Annotated in this window: 15 protein-coding genes; 7 read left to right on the top strand and 8 right to left on the bottom strand. The window is 53.6% G+C overall.

What is annotated here, in order from left to right; genetic code table 11:
- The first annotated feature begins 31 nt into the window (after positions 1 to 31).
- The gene (locus AC8GE9_RS16800; protein WP_506678317.1) at positions 32 to 919 is read left to right on the top strand and encodes a branched-chain amino acid ABC transporter permease; all 888 of its coding nucleotides are present in this window, start codon (positions 32 to 34) and stop codon (positions 917 to 919) included.
- The gene (locus AC8GE9_RS16795; protein ID WP_506678316.1) at positions 916 to 1,917 is read left to right on the top strand and encodes a branched-chain amino acid ABC transporter permease; all 1,002 of its coding nucleotides are present in this window, start codon (positions 916 to 918) and stop codon (positions 1,915 to 1,917) included. Before AC8GE9_RS16800 ends, AC8GE9_RS16795 begins: the two co-directional genes overlap by 4 nt.
- Here AC8GE9_RS16795 and AC8GE9_RS16790 read toward each other — a convergent pair.
- From AC8GE9_RS16790 to AC8GE9_RS16780, 3 genes are all read right to left on the bottom strand, one after another.
- The gene (locus AC8GE9_RS16790; RefSeq protein ID WP_506678434.1) at positions 1,914 to 2,486 is read right to left on the bottom strand and encodes a biotin transporter BioY; all 573 of its coding nucleotides are present in this window, start codon (positions 2,484 to 2,486) and stop codon (positions 1,914 to 1,916) included. The two genes, AC8GE9_RS16795 and AC8GE9_RS16790, sit on opposite strands and share 4 nt — an antisense overlap.
- Positions 2,487 to 2,556: 70 nt before the next feature.
- Positions 2,557 to 3,147, bottom strand: coding sequence for an energy-coupling factor transporter transmembrane component T family protein (locus AC8GE9_RS16785; RefSeq protein ID WP_506678315.1), 591 nt, complete (start codon positions 3,145 to 3,147; stop codon positions 2,557 to 2,559).
- A complete protein-coding gene (locus AC8GE9_RS16780) occupies positions 3,147 to 3,824 on the bottom strand; it encodes an energy-coupling factor ABC transporter ATP-binding protein (protein ID WP_506678314.1) in 678 nt (225 codons plus the stop codon). The genes AC8GE9_RS16785 and AC8GE9_RS16780 overlap by 1 nt, the downstream gene beginning before the upstream one ends.
- Positions 3,825 to 3,876: 52 nt before the next feature.
- Here AC8GE9_RS16780 and msrB point away from each other — a divergent pair, with 52 nt between their 5' ends.
- The 4 genes from msrB to AC8GE9_RS16760 are packed head-to-tail and all read left to right on the top strand — an operon-like array spanning position 3,877 to position 5,910.
- The gene (gene msrB / locus AC8GE9_RS16775) at positions 3,877 to 4,275 is read left to right on the top strand and encodes a peptide-methionine (R)-S-oxide reductase MsrB (protein WP_506678313.1); all 399 of its coding nucleotides are present in this window, start codon (positions 3,877 to 3,879) and stop codon (positions 4,273 to 4,275) included.
- Entirely contained in the window at positions 4,272 to 4,859 is a 588-nt protein-coding gene (locus tag AC8GE9_RS16770) for a septation protein A (RefSeq protein WP_506678312.1), read from the top strand. Before msrB ends, AC8GE9_RS16770 begins: the two co-directional genes overlap by 4 nt.
- The gene (locus AC8GE9_RS16765; protein WP_506678311.1) at positions 4,856 to 5,140 is read left to right on the top strand and encodes a BolA family protein; all 285 of its coding nucleotides are present in this window, start codon (positions 4,856 to 4,858) and stop codon (positions 5,138 to 5,140) included. The genes AC8GE9_RS16770 and AC8GE9_RS16765 overlap by 4 nt, the downstream gene beginning before the upstream one ends.
- Positions 5,137 to 5,910, top strand: coding sequence for a peptidylprolyl isomerase (locus AC8GE9_RS16760; protein ID WP_506678310.1), 774 nt, complete (start codon positions 5,137 to 5,139; stop codon positions 5,908 to 5,910). The genes AC8GE9_RS16765 and AC8GE9_RS16760 overlap by 4 nt, the downstream gene beginning before the upstream one ends.
- 66 nt (positions 5,911 to 5,976) lie before the next feature.
- Here the strand turns inward: AC8GE9_RS16760 and ligA are convergent, their stop codons facing one another.
- From ligA to smc, 3 genes are read right to left on the bottom strand one after another with little or no spacing between them, the layout of a single operon-like run.
- A complete protein-coding gene (gene ligA / locus AC8GE9_RS16755) occupies positions 5,977 to 8,019 on the bottom strand; it encodes an NAD-dependent DNA ligase LigA (RefSeq protein WP_506678309.1) in 2,043 nt (680 codons plus the stop codon).
- 15 nt (positions 8,020 to 8,034) lie between these two features.
- Positions 8,035 to 9,102, bottom strand: coding sequence for a cell division protein ZipA C-terminal FtsZ-binding domain-containing protein (locus tag AC8GE9_RS16750; protein WP_506678308.1), 1,068 nt, complete (start codon positions 9,100 to 9,102; stop codon positions 8,035 to 8,037).
- Between the two features lie 15 nt (positions 9,103 to 9,117).
- Positions 9,118 to 12,648 (bottom strand): chromosome segregation protein SMC, encoded by a 3,531-nt coding sequence (gene smc / locus AC8GE9_RS16745; RefSeq protein ID WP_506678307.1) that lies wholly within the window; start codon positions 12,646 to 12,648, stop codon positions 9,118 to 9,120.
- A 190-nt stretch (positions 12,649 to 12,838) separates the two neighbouring features.
- On the opposite strand from smc, the gene lplT reads away from it, so the two are divergent.
- Positions 12,839 to 14,173 carry a lysophospholipid transporter LplT gene (gene lplT, locus AC8GE9_RS16740; protein ID WP_506678306.1) on the top strand — a complete coding sequence of 445 codons (1,335 nt, stop codon included), beginning with the start codon at positions 12,839 to 12,841 and terminating at the stop codon, positions 14,171 to 14,173.
- 36 nt (positions 14,174 to 14,209) lie between these two features.
- Here lplT and AC8GE9_RS16735 read toward each other — a convergent pair whose 3' ends face one another.
- Both AC8GE9_RS16735 and tsaB read right to left on the bottom strand, forming a co-directional pair.
- Positions 14,210 to 15,022: a uracil-DNA glycosylase gene (locus tag AC8GE9_RS16735; protein ID WP_506678305.1), complete on the bottom strand. Its 813-nt coding sequence runs from the start codon at positions 15,020 to 15,022 to the stop codon at positions 14,210 to 14,212.
- Positions 15,019 to 16,254, bottom strand: a complete 1,236-nt coding sequence (gene tsaB, locus AC8GE9_RS16730; protein ID WP_506678304.1) for a tRNA (adenosine(37)-N6)-threonylcarbamoyltransferase complex dimerization subunit type 1 TsaB — start codon at positions 16,252 to 16,254, stop codon at positions 15,019 to 15,021. Before tsaB ends, AC8GE9_RS16735 begins: the two co-directional genes overlap by 4 nt.
- Positions 16,255 to 16,390 lie beyond the last annotated feature (136 nt).

The raw sequence follows: 16,390 nt of genomic DNA, 5'->3' as shown, positions 1-16,390 counted from the left end.
AGAGTAATTGGTTTCATGAAGTAGGCAGACGATGATCACTATTTTTGGTATTCCCTTGCAAGCGTTTCTCGGTCAGCTTCTGCTTGGCTTGGTGAACGGCTCCTTCTATGCCATCTTGTCGCTGGGCTTGGCCGTTATTTTCGGTTTACTCAACGTCATTAATTTCGCGCACGGCGCACTCTACATGCTGGGTGCTTTTCTAGCCTGGATGGGTCTGCACTACCTCGGTCTCAATTACTGGGTGATGCTCCTTGTCGCGCCTATTTTGGTCGGCTTATTTGGCATTCTCATTGAAAAATTTCTGCTCAAACATCTTTACAAGCTTGATCACCTCTATGGTCTCTTATTGACCTTCGGAATTACGCTCTTGATCGAGGGTTTATTTCGCAGTTTTTATGGTGCCTCCGGGCAGCCGTATTCGACTCCTGAGGCCTTGCGTGGTGCCACAAACCTCGGTTTCATGATGCTCCCGAATTATCGGGCTTGGGTTGTCGTGGCTTCCCTTACGGTGTGTCTAATCACGTGGTTTGTCATCGAGCGTACAAAACTCGGTGCGCTTTTGCGCGCGGGTACTGAAAATCCCAGACTCGTCGAGGCCTTTGGGGTCAACGTTCCACTCATGATCACCTTGACCTATGGTTTCGGTGTCGCCTTGGCGGGTTTTGCGGGCGTGTTAGCGGCTCCGATTATCCAAGTCTCTCCACTCATGGGCTCTAACCTCATTATTGTCGTGTTTGCAGTAGTGGTAATTGGCGGAATGGGTTCGATCCTGGGTGCCATCGTCACCGGTCTCGGACTCGGTGTCATCGAGGGGCTCACCAAGGTCTTTTGGCCCGAAGCATCGAGCACGGTTGTGTTCATCATCATGGCGATCGTCTTGCTACTTCGCCCCGCCGGCTTGTTCGGAAAAGAAAAATGAATCGTCAGAATCTCGGATATCTTGTTGCGCTGGTCCTTCTGGCCCTTGTGCCGCTGACGGGGATTTATCCCGTCTTTGTCATGAAAATCATGTGCTATGCGCTCTTTGCCTGCGCCTTCAATCTTTTGCTGGGCTTCACAGGACTGCTTTCGTTTGGGCACGCCGCCTTTCTCGGAAGCGCGGCCTATGCCTCAGGGCATGCCATTAAATTGTGGGGATTCCCGACCGAGGTCGGCCTGGCCTTTGGCGTGTTAGTGGCTGGGGGACTTGGCTTAGCGATGGGTGCGCTGGCGATTCGTCGAAGCGGCATCTACTTTGCGATGATCACGCTGGCGCTTTCTCAGATGGTCTACTTCTTTTTTCTTCAGGCCAAATTTACGGGTGGCGAAGATGGCCTTCAGGGGGTTCCTCGCGGCACGCTGTTCGGTTTGATTGATTTAAAAAGCGACTTCAATCTCTATTATGTCGTGATGGCTATTTTTGTCTTTGGCTACTTCATTGTCTGGCGAACCGTACATTCCCCTTTCGGGCAAGTCCTCAAGGCCATTCGCGAAAACGAAGCACGGACCACCTCGCTCGGTTATGACGTCGACCGCTTCAAACTTTTGGCCTTTGTTCTTTCAGCCATGCTGGCGGGTCTTGCGGGCTCCACCAAGATGCTGATCTTTGTCTCGGCGACCTTGACGGATGCGACCTGGCAAATGTCAGGACTTGTCATTTTGATGACCCTGATCGGCGGTCTAGGTACGCTGGTGGGTCCTGTGATCGGCGCCTTTATTGTCGTCCTACTTGAAAACAAAGTAGGCGATCTAGGTGCGACCCTCACAAAATGGACGGGGATTGAGTGGTTTCAACGACTTGGCGAATCGGTCACTATCGTGATCGGACTCATTTTCGTGATCTGCGTCTTGGCATTCCGACGCGGAATCGTAGGCGAATTAAGCGCTTGGTTCGAGCGCCGCAAAGCGCTCAAATCACCTCATTCAACCCGAGGTTAAATCAAACCGAGTCGTCGCACACGCTGTGCGACGATACTCGCGACGAGCGCTTTTAGTAAGTCACCAGGTAAGAACACGATGACGGCCCAGGCAGCCTTGTTCAGCCCCATCCCGGTGACCGTGGCCAACCAAGGAATCCCAACGGCATAGACAACAAGCAAACCGCCGATGACGCTCGCGACCCAGCAGCGAAGCACCTGAGGCGCAACAGCTTTCCATCCCTGCTGTGAATGCGCAATCTGGCCGCGGGGTAAAGCACCCGCGAGCCATCCGGTGATGACAGCCCCTGGGATCATTCCCAGCAAAAACCCGCCTGTCGGGCCGGCCAAGACGGCCAGACCGGCACGTCCTCCCGGAAGTACAGGGATGCCCAGCATAGCGATCAACACATAGGTCAACACCACCAAGCCGCCCCGCCAAGGCCCCAAGATCAAGCCTGCCAACATCACCCCAAAGGTCTGTAAGGTGATCGGCACGGGCACCCAAGGAACCGGGACGGGTGGAATGAGTCCCAGAACAATAATCATCGCGGTAAACAGCGCGACTAAGACAAGATCTTTTGTTTTCAACATCTACGTTCCATTTATGGGTGAAAATAGGTCCGCATTGCGCATGAAGGCGTGACGGATCGCACGCGCCCTACTGTCTTGCATCTAACGCATCTGCAATGTCTTGCGCTCGTTTGAGCGTACGCAACAACATCGGCACACCCATTGTAAAAGGATTCGCTTTTAGGCCTCGGGCAGCCTGTGCTTCGCGAATTTCTTGCCACTGCACGGTCAACTCCGGAATCAAGCGCAGGGTGAGCCCAAACACAAGCGCGACACGTTCGCTATTGACCCAGCCAAGCTGATGAAAAGGCTTTAAGAACCAGATTAAAACCTCCATCATCTGTGCGATCGACGTGGTCATCGACACTAACAGTGCGCCGAGTAACAAGGCATAAATACGTAATCCGACCTCCAGCGCGACCAGAGGTGTTTGCGCAAACGCAGTGAAGAGAACGAGAATGACCACAAGCCAACTCAAGGTCTTGAGATGCAGTAAAACCTGCTGGATACGTGCGCCAGATTGCTGAACGAATAACAATACTCCTAGCAACACCAGCAGAAGGACGCGCCAATCGTGCACCCACATCAAGCCCGCACCCGCCAACATCAACAGTACGAGTTTCACGCCAGCGGCCGTTCGGTGCAACCAACTATCGCCAGGAAAATAAAAAGAGCCCATTAGCCGCAGTGCGTCCTATACCAGGCCGTCGCTTCGACGGGCGCGCCATCAAAGGCGAGTCGACCCTCAACAATCACCAGCACGCGGTCCATCGTGCTCATGAGCTCAAGGTCGTGGCTCACAATCAAGGCAGGCTGAGGCAAGGCCGAGAGGTGTTGTTCAAAACGGTTGCGCAGACGCAAGTCAAGTTGCGTCGTAGGCTCGTCAAACACTAAAATATCAGGCTTTGTCGCCAATACGCCTGCTAATGCGACCAGCTGCCTTTCACCCCCTGAAAGGGTATGAATTGAGCGATCCTGCAAATGCAGCACACCGAGTTGGTCTAAAGCCTCCTGCATGCGTTGGTAGCGCATACTGGCCTCAGGGATCCGCCGTTTGAGACCGAACTCGATATCCTCGCTCACAATTGGGAAAACGATCTGGTTATCAGGGTTTTGAAACACAAACCCCACTTTTCTGCGTATCTTTTCAACCTCGAGACGCGTATCGAGTCCATCGACGCAAATTTGCCCTCTTTTTGGGAGCAACAAACCATTAATCAAGCGAATAAAGGTACTCTTGCCCGAGCCGTTGGGACCCATGATCCCAATCCGACGCTCAGACAGTCTTAAACTCAGGTCGCCCAGTATTTGGCGGCCCTCGCGTTCGACAAAGATATTTTTAAACTCGATTAACATGATGAATGATTATGCATGAGAACTTTTTCTAAATCTGTCACTCCAAGTGAATATGTCAAAAATCAATAAAACCGAAGCTGAATGGAAAGCCCAACTTTCATCTGAACAATATTACGTTGCCCGCCAAAAAGGAACAGAACGCGCCTTTACGGGTCAGTATTGGGATCATCGCGAATATGGCATTTATCGCTGCGTAGGTTGCGGTACGGCGTTATTTGCCTCCGACACGAAGTTTGACGCGGGTTGTGGCTGGCCTAGCTATTTTGAACCCCTCGATCCGAAAAACGTCAAAGAAGAAACCGACATGTCGCATGGTATGGTGCGTACCGAAGTCATGTGCAATGTCTGTGATAGTCACCTCGGACATGTTTTTCCCGATGGCCCTGCGCCTACAGGACTGCGCTATTGCATCAATTCCCTGTCGCTGACGTTCGAACCTGTTAAGCCATGAAAAAATTCCTCTTTGATCTTTTTCCACTCATTCTGTTTTTTGTCGCCTACCGATTCGCAGATATTTATGTTGCGACCGCTGTAGCCATTGCTGCCGCTGTCCTACAGATCCTCTGGATCAAACTCACGCGCAAACCCATTGAAACGATGCACTGGATCAACTTCGCCGTCATCGTCTTTTTTGGCGGTGCGACGCTTTGGCTACAAAACGAAGCCTTTATCAAGTGGAAACCCACTGTACTGTATTGGTTGTTTGGTGTTGTTTTGCTGGTCAGCAAATATCTGCTAGGTAAAAATTTGATGCAAAAATTACTGGGCACAAAGGTTTCTATGCCGGACCTTGCCTGGAACAAACTGAACCTGAGCTGGGCACTATTTTTCATGATTGCAGGCGGGTTAAATCTCTTTGTTGCCTTTTCCGGACTCTTCACCGAGAGCCAATGGGTCAACTTCAAGGTCTTCGGTCTGATGGCCTTGCTGATTGTTTTTGTCATCGCACAGTCCATCTGGCTTGGTAAGCATATGCAGCAGGACGAGGCGTTAGATGTGCTGCCTAAAACAGACACCAAGGACAACAAGCCATGAGCGTCACGACTAATCCGCATTTAAGCTTGTTGCGCGAGCGTCTTGCACCGCTCAACGCCATAGAACTCGACATCGTCGATGAATCCCACCTTCATACCGGACATTCCGGCAACCCAGGCAATGCCAGTCATTTTCGTGCCACGATTGTGGCGCAATGTTTTAATAACCGACCGATGATTGCGCAACATCGGCTGGTGTATGATCTTTTGCGCGATTTAATCCCACACCCGATCCATGCGCTTGCGCTGACCACTCGGGCGCCCTCTAAAGGAAATTCATGAAACGTATCGTTATGCTCGCCGCCGCACTTGTGTTGGTTGCACCTCTTCATGCTCAAAACGTTGCCACCGTGAATGGCAAAGCAATTACTCAGGCGAACGTCGATCAGTTTGTAAAGCTCTTAGTTGCTCGCGGTGCGACGGACTCTGCAGAAATGCGCGATCAGATCAAGCAAGAACTGATCAATCGTCAGGTGATGGTTCAGGCCGCTGATGCAGCAGGTATCCCCAAGGACCCCGCCGTCGCGACCGAACTCGAGTTGGCTCGCCAAGGCATTTTGGTTCAAGCCCTGATGGCTGACTATCTGAAAAAGAATCCCATCACTGAGGCAGCGATTCAAGCTGAATACGACAAGCTGAAAAAGGCTGAGGCCGACAAGTTTGAATACAACGTTCGCCACATCTTGGTTGAGGACGAAAAGACGGCCAACGAGATTCAGGACAGTCTCAAGAAAAAATCAGCCAAATTCGAAGATCTCGCTAAACAATCCAAAGACACTGGCAGTGCTGCCAAAGGTGGAGAGCTCGGTTGGGCGCCTGACACAAACTATGTTGAGCCCTTTGGCAAAGCCGTGGCTGCCACTAAAAAAGGTCAGTTAGCAGACAAGCCCGTTCAGTCTCAGTTTGGCTGGCACGTGATCGAAGTCATGGATATTCGCCCTGTCGCGTTCCCACCTCTGGATCAAGTGCGCAAAGAACTTGACCAAATGATGCGTGAACAAGCACTTGCCGCTTACCAGGCAAAATTACGCAACGAAGCAAAGATCCAGTGATAAATCCTGTTGATTTGTCTTCGGCTACGGTAGTCGAAGACAATCAGCGACGGTGAAATATCCGCTTTACTCCGAGGCCTCAAGCAACGCTTTGAGGCCTTCTTCATTTAAAACAGCGACGCCAAGCTCCGTTGCTTTTTCTAGCTTGCTTCCCGCTTCTTCGCCCGCCACGACATACGTCGTTTTACGTGAAACTGATCCGCTCACTTTCCCACCCGCTGCGACAATCCGGCTTGAGGCTTCTTCGCGCGACCACGTCGGCAATGTGCCAGTCAGAACGAAAGTCTTACCCGCCAACCCTGCGCTGCGCGGCGCCTCAGGTGCCTGAGGCTCTACACCCTGCTCGCGCAAGGCCCTGACCACTTCCTGATTATGCGGCTCGGCAAAAAAACGAGCGATTGAGCCTGCCACCACAGGCCCCACCTCCGGGACAGTTAAAAGCGCATCCAGAGACGCGTGCATCAGTGACTCGATCGAAGTGAAATGCAGCGCTAAATCGCGCGCGGTTGTCTCTCCTACATGACGAATACCCAGCGCAAAAATTAAGCGATTGAGCTGTGGTCGCTTAGCCTGAGCAATCGCTTCAATCAGGTTTTCTGCGGACTTGAGACCCATGCGGTCATATTCGGCGAGCTCACCCACGCCAAGGGTGTAGAGCTCAGCCAAAGAATGAATACGTCCGCGGTCCACCAGTTGCTCAACTAACTTCTCCCCTAGCCCTTCGATATCCAAGGCCTTGCGGCCTGCGGCATGGATCAAACTCTGTTTACGCTGCGCAGCGCAAAATAATCCGCCCGTACAACGCGCGATGGCCTCGTCTTCGACCCGCTCAATGGCCGAACCACAGACGGGACATGCGCTTGGCATGACAAAAGACATCGCGAAAATAGGGCGTTGAGCCAAGACCGGACCTACCACTTCGGGGATAACATCGCCTGCGCGACGCACAATCACCGTATCGCCAACGCGTACATCTTTGCGCAGGATTTCAGTCTCGTTGTGCAAGGTCGCATTGGTCACCGTCACGCCGCCGACAAAAACGGGAGATAGACGCGCAACAGGCGTGATGGCACCTGTGCGACCCACTTGGACCTCGATGTCCAATAATGTGGTTGTAGCTTCTTGAGCGGGGAATTTGTGCGCAATCGCAAAACGCGGTGCACGGGCAACAAAACCCAATACACGCTGAGCGCTTAAATCATCGACTTTGTACACGACACCGTCTATATCATAGGGAAGCTGCGCACGACGCGCTCCAACCTCGGCATAGAACTGCAGCAACTGCTCGGCACCCTGCGCCAGCACATGCTGTTTCTCATTGATGGGCAACCCTAGTTGCTGCAACCAATCCAGCATTGCACTATGGCGAGGCAACTGAAAACCGCCCAAATCACCCCAACCATAAGCAAAAAAACTTAGGGGTCGCTGCGCTGTGACGCGTGAATCCAGTTGACGCAAGCTCCCTGCTGCAGCGTTACGAGGATTGACAAAGATTTTCTCACTGCGAGACTCTTGCGCAACGTTTAGACGCTCAAAGTCTGCGAGATTCATAAAGACCTCGCCACGCACTTCAAGAATCTCAGGGATTTCTTGTTCGGACCCGTTGAGCTTGAGAGGAATAGCCTTGATGGTGCGAACATTCATGGTGACATCCTCACCGGTCTGTCCGTCACCACGCGTTGCCGCCTGCACCAGTAAGCCGCGCTCATAGCGCAAACTGATGGCCAGACCATCAAGTTTTAATTCACAAAAATAAGAAACTTCTTCGGCCGTAGAAAGTTTGCCTGCTGCACGCAACATGTCGGCGACGCGCTTATCAAACGCACGCACGTCCGAATCCTCGAAGGCATTGCCCAAGGACAGCATAGGAACGGTGTGCGTCACGCTACCAAAAGCCCCCAAGGGGGATGCCCCCACACGCTGTGTCGGCGAATCTATCGTGACGAGGTGGGGATGTGTTGCTTCGAGCGACTCAAGCTCGCGCATCAAAGTATCGTATTGCGCGTCACTCACTACCGGTGCATCGTGCACATAGTAGGCTTGGTTGTGTCTTTCGATCTCACCGCGCAGCGAAGTCAAACGTTTGACGATCAAGTCCTGCGAATCCATGCTCACGCGCCCACTTCAAGCAAAGACGCGTCTTGCACGAGGGCTGCCTGCAGCAAAGCCCGCTATTTCAAGTTGCGAATACAAAGTCTTTAGTTTTTCATCGATGGCTACATCCGCACCTGGTTGAAGTGGTCGCAGTTGATCATCGACCAACTCCCCACCAATTCGACGGGCTAACTCGAAACCAACTTCGGCCATTTTTCCAAATGCTCTCGTATCGACAGGACTGCAGGGCACATCCAGGAGCATGGTCAAACGATCCACACTGGCCATCCCTGCATCGATAGACTCAGCATCGGCACGCGACAAACTAAAACACACTAAACCGTAATCGCCCAGCCAGGCGAGCACACCGTCAACAGGCACAAAACCCATGGTCTTAGCGGCCATCGTGACTTCAGAAACCGGGCGCATACTACCCAAAAGTAGCGTCAGACCTACTTGAGTATCCAAAGCGGCGCAGGCATCGTCCAAACGCGAGGCTGCTTCAAGCACGTACTGTTGATCTGGCCCTTCGATGCCGGACTCCAATTGATCGGCTAAACCCTGCGCGCGATTCCAAATTTGTGACCATTCAATTGCAGTCAAAGGACCGCTACGGTTGGCAAGCAAAACCGCTAAGTGTACCGACACATACTGGCCATCCAGACGCAAACGCGCATCAAGTTGGCCCTCGATATCCTGAGCAAAAATACGAACTGCTTTACGACCCGCAGAGCGCAATGGTTGCAGGAGAGGCACGAGATCTTCACCCAACATCGGCCCTTGAAAGGTGAGTTCAATCACGACCTCAGTCGAAGGGTCCGGACCCAGTTGATCCAAGGCTGCCTCAGGATGATCCTGCGTATCGTTCAACGCAGAAACACCACCCATGTCACTGGAGACGCTTATACCGCCTAGCCCAGGCTCGCGCCTAGTCCCCCCGGAGGCCAAGGTATCACCTAGCAAAGGATCTTGTTCGATCACAGGCATTTGCGCCTGCATCCGGCGTCTGACGCGTAGATCCTGAAACCAGTTAAAGCCCAACAGCAGCACAATGATGGCTGCTCCGATGACAATCAGGTAGATCTGCAATTCACTCATGTATTGTCTCAATGATCACGCAGCATCGGCAGCAAGCTGTAATGCGGATTCGATATCAACGGCCACAATACGCGACACGCCTTGCTCTTGCATCGTCACGCCAACCAACTGACGTGCCATTTGCATGGCGATCTTGTTATGCGAGATAAACAAAAACTGTGTGTGGTCGGCCATACTACTCACGAGATTGGTATAACGCTCAGTATTCGCATCATCGAGCGGCGCATCCACCTCGTCAAGCAAACAAAACGGAGCAGGATTGAGCTTAAACAGCGCAAAGACCAATGCGGTTGCTGTTAAAGCCTTTTCTCCGCCGGACAGTAAATGAATCGAGGTATTGCGCTTGCCGGGGGGCTGGGCCATCACCTGAACACCCGCATCCAAAATCTCATCGCCTGTCATGATCAAACGCGCTTCACCGCCCCCAAATAACTTGGGGAACAACTCGCCAAAATGACCATTGACCTCATTAAACGTGGTTTGCAATAAGTCGCGGGTTTCGCGATCGATCTTACGAATCGCATCCTCCAGCGTATCGATCGCGGTCTGCAAGTCTAAATACTGTGCATCAAGATAATTCTTACGTTCACGCGATGCCGTCAATTCATCAAGCGCGGCCAAGTTCACGGAGCCCAGACTCTCGATCTTTTTGGTGATGCGCTGAACTTCGGACTGTAACCACGCGGGACGCTGCCACTCTTCGGGCTGTTCTGTCAGGGACGCTTGCACTGCAGCACGATCGACTTGTCGCTCATTGAGCTGTTCAGCGAACTGCTCTGTCGCTAACCGCGCAGCCTGCTCCTGCAACTGGAGTTGCATGATGCGTTCACGATGAGGCTCTAACGAGCGTTCGATGGTCATGCGTTCTTCGTCGGCCTCGCGCAGTTGCGCAGCCAAGGTATCCATTTCGATCCGCGCGCGACCCAGCGTTTCCTCACGCTCGGCTCGGAATTCAAGCGCCTCTTGCAACCCTGCTTCGGCAGCGGCAGCATCTAAGGTCGAGAGCTCCGACTCGAGCGATAACAACTCCTGCTGTGCACGCGTTGCTTGCTCAGTCGCAAGTTGCAAGTTACGTTGTAACTCGGCAATGCGGGCACGAATACCACGCTCGGCAAACTCCGCCTCTTGAGCGCCACGCTCCTGATCACGCAAACGATTGCGCGCCGTTTCGGCTTCTTCGGAGAGCGCTTCGCCCGCCATTTCCGCTTCGGAATAGGCCTCCTGCTGAACTCCGAGCTCGGCGTCTAATTCTTCAAAGCGGGTTTCTGCTTCGAGTTTGGCCGCGGTGAGTTCCTCTTGTTGAGAAATAACCTCGGCGATATCTTGCTCAAGACGTCCAGAACGCTCGCGAGTTTGCTCGACTTGCTGTTGCAAGCGCGTATGTTCGAGTTGCAAATCATGCAAGCGTCTTGTGATTTCTGCGACACGTTGACGCGCAGGAGGCAACGCCTGCGAGATCTGCTGCCAAGCTGACTCCGCCTGCGCGACTGCGGAACGCGAATGATCCGCGATAAGTTGATGTGCTTTGATTTCGCGTTGGAGGTTTTCGATTTCCTGCTGACGCGCCAGCAAACCTGCCTGCTCTGAGTCTGGTGCGTAAAAGCGGACACTGTTCGCATCGATCAAGTGACCACCTTGCACGACCAACATGGTGCCAGCGGGCAAGGTCGAGCGGGCTGCGAGCGCCTCGGTGACATCTTTTGCGATATAGACATTACCCAACCAACCTTGCAGCAAAGTACGCAACTCAGGATCGGCGATGCGCAGTACTGAGACCAAGGGATTCAGTCCAGCAGGCGCGGGAGCCACTGGCGCAGCGGAGGGCAACTGATAAAACGCTAAACGCGCGGGCGGGGCATCACTTGCAAACGCGCGCACCCAATCTAGGTTACGCACCTCAAGGCCTGTCATGCGCTCATTGAGCACCGCCTCCAGTGCGGTTTCCCAACCTGGTTCGACATGCAGCTTTTGCCAGAGACGCGCCAACGACGTTAACTCGTGCTTGGCGAGCCACGGCTCGAGTGTGCCTTTTTTCTGCACGTCCTCTTGCAAGCGCACCAACGCTGTCAGACGCGCGTCTAACCGGGCGAGCGACTCCGCCTCGACTTGCGCTTGTTGTTGGGCTTTCGTGCGCCGCGCATCAGCCTCAGGTAATTTGTCTTCGAGCTCGGCGAGTGCGCCCTGTGCCTCCTCGAGTGACTCTTCGGAGACAAGTTTGTCGCCAGTTAGTCGCTCAAGCGCTTCAACATCGGGGGTTTCTACACCTTTCAATTCTTGATTAAGTCGTTCACCACGCAATTCAAGCGTCTGTAATTGACGATCCGAATCCCGCTGCGTCTGCGCCACCAAGGCCAGGCTCTGCTCCACGCGCGCCAGTGTCGCGCGCATTTCCTCGCGCCGGGTCGCAGCCTGGCGCACACGCGCCTCGATATCGGGCAACCCCTCTTGTGCGGCCAGCGCCAACTCGCGCGCCTGTTCGGAACGCGCGGCACTCGTCATCAATTCTTCTTCACCCTCTTGAATTTGCAAAACACAGTGTTCTTTTTGCGAATCCCACTCGGTCATCTGGACTTGTAATTGCGCGCGTCGCGTATGCACACGATTGCGCGACTCAACGACATGACGAATTTCTGCCTCGAGGCTACTGACTTTGGCATTGGACTCGTAAAGCAAGCCTTGAGCGGCGTGCACCGCATCACCCGCTGCGTAATGCGCCTGACGGCGCGCCTCAAGCGCGGCCTCGCTGGCGCGCAAACGAGCCATCGAAGCCTCAAGCTCAGTCTGTGCCCTTTCGATATCTTGTTGCGTACGGGCACGTTCTTCGTGGGCGGCGGCTTCCTTGAGGAACCACAGCGCATGTTGCTTGCCCTCGCCCTCGGCTTGCAAGGCGCGATACTCGCGCGCCACTTCGGCTTGAGACTCAAGCTTTTCAAGTTGAGAGGTAAGTTCGCGCATGATATCGTCCACGCGCACGAGGTTTTCGCGTGTATCGGACAACCTGTTTTCCGTTTCACGGCGTCGCTCTTTGTAGCGCGAAACACCTGCAGCTTCTTCGAGGTAAACACGAAGTTCTTCGGGCTTTGCTTCGATCAAGCGATTGATCATGCCCTGACCAATAATGGCGTAACCGCGCGCGCCTAAACCTGTACCTAGAAAAATATCGTTAACGTCGCGACGGCGGACTTGCTGGTTATTAATGAAATAGCTGCTCGTGCCATCACGGGTCAACACACGACGGACCGCAATCTCAGCGTAGGTCGCCCACTGACCGATCGCGCGACCATCACTGTTGTCGAACACCAGCTCGACCGAAGCACGCGCCGAGGGCTTGCGCTGCCCAGAACCACTAAAAATCACGTCTTGCATGGACTCGCCACGCAGTTCGGACGCTCGACTTTCGCCCATCACCCAGCGCACGGCATCGATAATGTTGGATTTACCGCAGCCATTCGGTCCCACGACCCCCACGAGCTGACTTGGGGTCGGAATCACGGTCGGATCGACGAAGGATTTAAATCCGGCTAGTTTGATCTGGGTCAGACGCACAATATATAAGCACTATCTCGAATGGTATCCCTGAGATCATAACGCAGCCTGAGCGAAAATCAGCCTGATGACACCTTCCACATGCTGTCTTGGACACACTTTAAATGGGTAAAACTGCGGGGAATCCCTCATTCTTTTATTATGCGGAATGCCGCATTGTGGCGTGCGTTCATTTTTTCGGGAAATCATCTTGAATCGAGGCTTTTTTACCGTCATGGCTGCGCAGGCTCTGTCCTCGCTGGCGGATAATGCATTGTTTATCGCTGCAATCGCACTGATTATGGAGCTTCACGGCCCAGACTGGATGGCACCGATGATGAAATGGTGGTTTGCCGCCTCTTATGTCTTGCTAGCAGCCTTCGTAGGCGCTTTTGCAGACTCGTTCCCAAAGGGCCGGGTGATGTTTTTCACTAACGCCATCAAAGTCAGCGGCTGTTTACTCATGTTTTCTTATGCCATGTTCGGATTGTCAGAAGAAGGCCAGGTCGCACTGATTTGCGCCGCCTATGCGCTAGTCGGCATCGGCGCGGCCGCCTACTCACCCGCTAAATACGGCATTGTCACAGAGATGCTTCACCCTCTGCAGCTGGTCAAAGGAAATAGCTGGATCGAGGGCTTGACCATTTTGTCCATCATTATGGGTACCGTGGTGGGGGGCGTCTTGGTATCGCCCACCGTATCTGCCTGGCTGCTGAGCCATGATTGGGTGAGCAACTTGGTGGACACACCAGCCGAAGCCGCCATTTTGATGATCGCTTTTGTTTATATCGCTGCAGCGCTCTGCAATTTGATGATTCCGAGCACGAATGTCGTTTATCCAAAGCAAAACAAAAATCCATTCAAACTGGTCAAAACCTTCGCTGGTTACGTTCGTATTCTGTGGCAAGACAAACTTGGTCAAATTTCTCTTGGTGTCACGACACTTTTTTGGGGTGCCGGCGCGACATTGCAGCTGATCGTGATCGAGTGGGGTAAAAACCACCTCGGCTACCGTTTGGACCAAGCCTCTATTTTGATGGGCATTACCGCGCTCGGAACGATCGCGGGATCTATTCTTGCTGGAAGAATTCCCCTGCCAAAAGCGTTAAAAGTGCTGCCCTTGGGTATCGCGATGGGCTTTATCGTCATGCTGATGCCCTTTGTCAACAGCTCAATGAGTATCAACGTCATGGGCACACAGTTACCCTGGGTGGCCTATGTGCTGCTGATTCTGATTGGCCTGACCTCGGGTCTATTTGTCGTGCCGATGAATGCACTGCTACAACATCGCGGCCATGTGCTGTTGTCGGCGGGACACTCGATTGCGGTCCAAAATTTCAACGAACAACTCAATATCTTGGTGATGGTGGCCGTCTACACCCTGTTGTTGTGGACCGATTTGTCGATCAATGTGATTATCTGGATTTTTGGTGGGCTCGTGGCTTCGCTCATGGTGGTCATGCTGCGGTGGAACCGCAGCAATCTCAACAAAAACCCGCATCTGCTTGATGAAATTGGCCAAGAAGGGCACGGTAAAGCGCTGTGACACTTTAATGCTATCGAGTCGCTTGGAAACCTCAGGTCACAGACCTGAAACGGTCTTGAGAAGCTGCAAGTCCTGCCAGGCCGCAGCCTTGTCCCCGGGGTGGCTCAACAGGTGAAAGGGATGATAGGTGGCGATCAAAGGGATTTTTTGCCCAGCCACCATCAACCCATGTGTCACTTGGCGCAGATTTGCAAGAGGCTCCTCCGACTCTAGCAATGACTGCGCCGCCCGACCGACAGCCAAAATACTAAAAGGGCGGACAAGCTCAATCTGCCGCAATAAAAATGGCTTGCATGCCTCGAGCTCGGCGGCCTTGGGATTGCGATTTCCGGGCGGACGACACTTGACGATATTGCTGACGAACACTTGATGCGTCCGACTGCTTTGAATCGCCGAAAGCATGTTATCAAGCATCAGTCCAGGGCGATCCACAAAAGGTCTCCCCTCACGGTCTTCGAAAACTCCCGGTGCCTCTCCGATTACCATGATGGCGGGCGACATGATGCCCTCACCAGGAACCGCCTGTTGGCGTTCACGGCACAGCCCGCATGCTTCGCAGGCACGGACCGTTGCCGCCAAAGACGCTAAGTCATGCGCCGCGGCAGCCATGGCAAGCGTATCAACCTGAGTCTCTAAAACAGGTCTTATCGCGGGGGCGACGATACGAGAAGGCGTAGCCTTCACAAGACGTTTCGGTTGAGGAACAACCGCCGCGACCGTGCTCTGCACATTGATTTTTTTCGGCGCGGGCTGCTCGTGGGGCAACCAAGGCTTTTCGATGCCGAGCTCTTGCAACCACGCGAGCTGCAAGGCTGAATATTGGGGTGCGCTTGGCTGGGATACGGTCATAAACTGTCAAAACTCTTTTTAAGAATCAGGGCGTCTTCTCGCTGACCCTTTCCTGCAGGATAATAATCCCGCCTGAGACCAATCTGTACAAAACCCTCAACATGATAAAAGTCCTGTGCCGCTTGGTTGGACGGTCGAACTTCCAAGACAATGCCTTCGGTACCCGCAGCACGCGCCAAATGCGTGACATGTGCAAGCAACTGCCTGCCAACACCGCGCCGTTGCACGTCCTTTGCCACGGCGATCACCAATAAATGCGCAACATCGGGCGCCACCATCGTCACGGAAAAACCCTGCAGCCCTTTCTCGGTGCGAAGCACCCAAGCTTCATAACCTGCTTGAAGCGCATCCTCAAAGTTTTTAAAGGTCCAGGGAAAAGACTGAACAGCAGCCTCCAACGCGACGACCTCACGCAAGTCCGACCGCAACATGGGCAGCAGCGCCGCTGAGCCTGGGGCCTTGGCGCGTGGATTACCCCCCTCTCCGCGGGCGCGCTCCAAGCTTGTAAAAGCAACCTTATCACGCAAATAAAGAGGGCTCGCTTGCTCAGGTGATAGCGTTAAACCAGCTTTTAGAGCTTGCAAAGCGAGCCTGGCAACGGCCTGGGCCTCGGGTCGTGCCTGCAGATTATCCAAGACCCAAGCTGCAGGCCAGCTGCAAGCCGTTAAACACGACTCAACCACCGACCACCCCTCCCCGACAAGCGTCACAGACCGAAAATCGGGAACACGCTCTTGCCAAAATTGCTGACGCTGGGAAATAAACAATAGAACGTCCGCGCCCGCTAACAAAACGGGGGGTTGAATCGCGATGAGCTCATCTGTCACTGAGCGCACGTACACACCAAAATAAACCTCGTCCATCCGCGCATCGAGCGCCACATACAGCAGCGCTTCTGGATGTCGGGGTAAAGCCTGCGCGGCAACAGCCGGCAACGCACCCACCTGAAGCAAAGGAATATCGAGCGCCAGCGCGATGCCTTGTGCCACACCACAGGCGACGCGCACACCGGTAAACGCTCCGGGGCCTTGGCCAAACGCAACGGCAGTCACATCTTTTTGTGTGAGATTGTGCTCGGCTAAAATAGAGTACGCCAGCGGGAGTATCGCTGAGGCATGCCCCGTTGTTCCCTCGATCGTGCGCTGGGTCACCGAGAGGGTTGAGCCTTGCTCCGACAGTAACGCAACGGTACCGGTCGAGGTTGAAGTTTCAAATGCCAGAATTCGTGTCATGAGGGGATTGTAATGAACCTCGGGCGTGCGTCGGTGAAGCCCTCTTATTGAAACACTTTGTTACATGATATTAACCATCTGTCAGCCTTTGTAAAACCTTGTGAGATTCCTGCCCGTCCAACCGCGACCACGGTTA

The organism is Zwartia lucis (assembly GCF_965234455.1).
Taxonomy (GTDB): Bacteria; Pseudomonadota; Gammaproteobacteria; order Burkholderiales; family Burkholderiaceae_B; genus Zwartia; species Zwartia lucis.
This window is presented reverse-complemented; position numbering and strand designations above follow the sequence as displayed.

What these genes read in the sequence shown, in the direction of transcription:
- AC8GE9_RS16800 (WP_506678317.1), top strand. Translation starts at nt 32, where the DNA reads ATGATCACTATTTTTGGTATTCCCTTGCAAGCGTTTCTCGGTCAGCTT.
- AC8GE9_RS16765 (WP_506678311.1), top strand. Translation starts at nt 4,856, where the DNA reads ATGAGCGTCACGACTAATCCGCATTTAAGCTTGTTGCGCGAGCGTCTT.
- tsaB (WP_506678304.1), bottom strand. Translation starts at nt 16,254, where the DNA reads ATGACACGAATTCTGGCATTTGAAACTTCAACCTCGACCGGTACCGTT.
- AC8GE9_RS16795 (WP_506678316.1), top strand. Translation starts at nt 916, where the DNA reads ATGAATCGTCAGAATCTCGGATATCTTGTTGCGCTGGTCCTTCTGGCC.
- AC8GE9_RS16780 (WP_506678314.1), bottom strand. Translation starts at nt 3,824, where the DNA reads ATGTTAATCGAGTTTAAAAATATCTTTGTCGAACGCGAGGGCCGCCAA.
- AC8GE9_RS16770 (WP_506678312.1), top strand. Translation starts at nt 4,272, where the DNA reads ATGAAAAAATTCCTCTTTGATCTTTTTCCACTCATTCTGTTTTTTGTC.
- msrB (WP_506678313.1), top strand. Translation starts at nt 3,877, where the DNA reads ATGTCAAAAATCAATAAAACCGAAGCTGAATGGAAAGCCCAACTTTCA.
- AC8GE9_RS16750 (WP_506678308.1), bottom strand. Translation starts at nt 9,102, where the DNA reads ATGAGTGAATTGCAGATCTACCTGATTGTCATCGGAGCAGCCATCATT.
- AC8GE9_RS16785 (WP_506678315.1), bottom strand. Translation starts at nt 3,147, where the DNA reads ATGGGCTCTTTTTATTTTCCTGGCGATAGTTGGTTGCACCGAACGGCC.
- AC8GE9_RS16735 (WP_506678305.1), bottom strand. Translation starts at nt 15,022, where the DNA reads ATGACCGTATCCCAGCCAAGCGCACCCCAATATTCAGCCTTGCAGCTC.
- AC8GE9_RS16760 (WP_506678310.1), top strand. Translation starts at nt 5,137, where the DNA reads ATGAAACGTATCGTTATGCTCGCCGCCGCACTTGTGTTGGTTGCACCT.
- ligA (WP_506678309.1), bottom strand. Translation starts at nt 8,019, where the DNA reads ATGGATTCGCAGGACTTGATCGTCAAACGTTTGACTTCGCTGCGCGGT.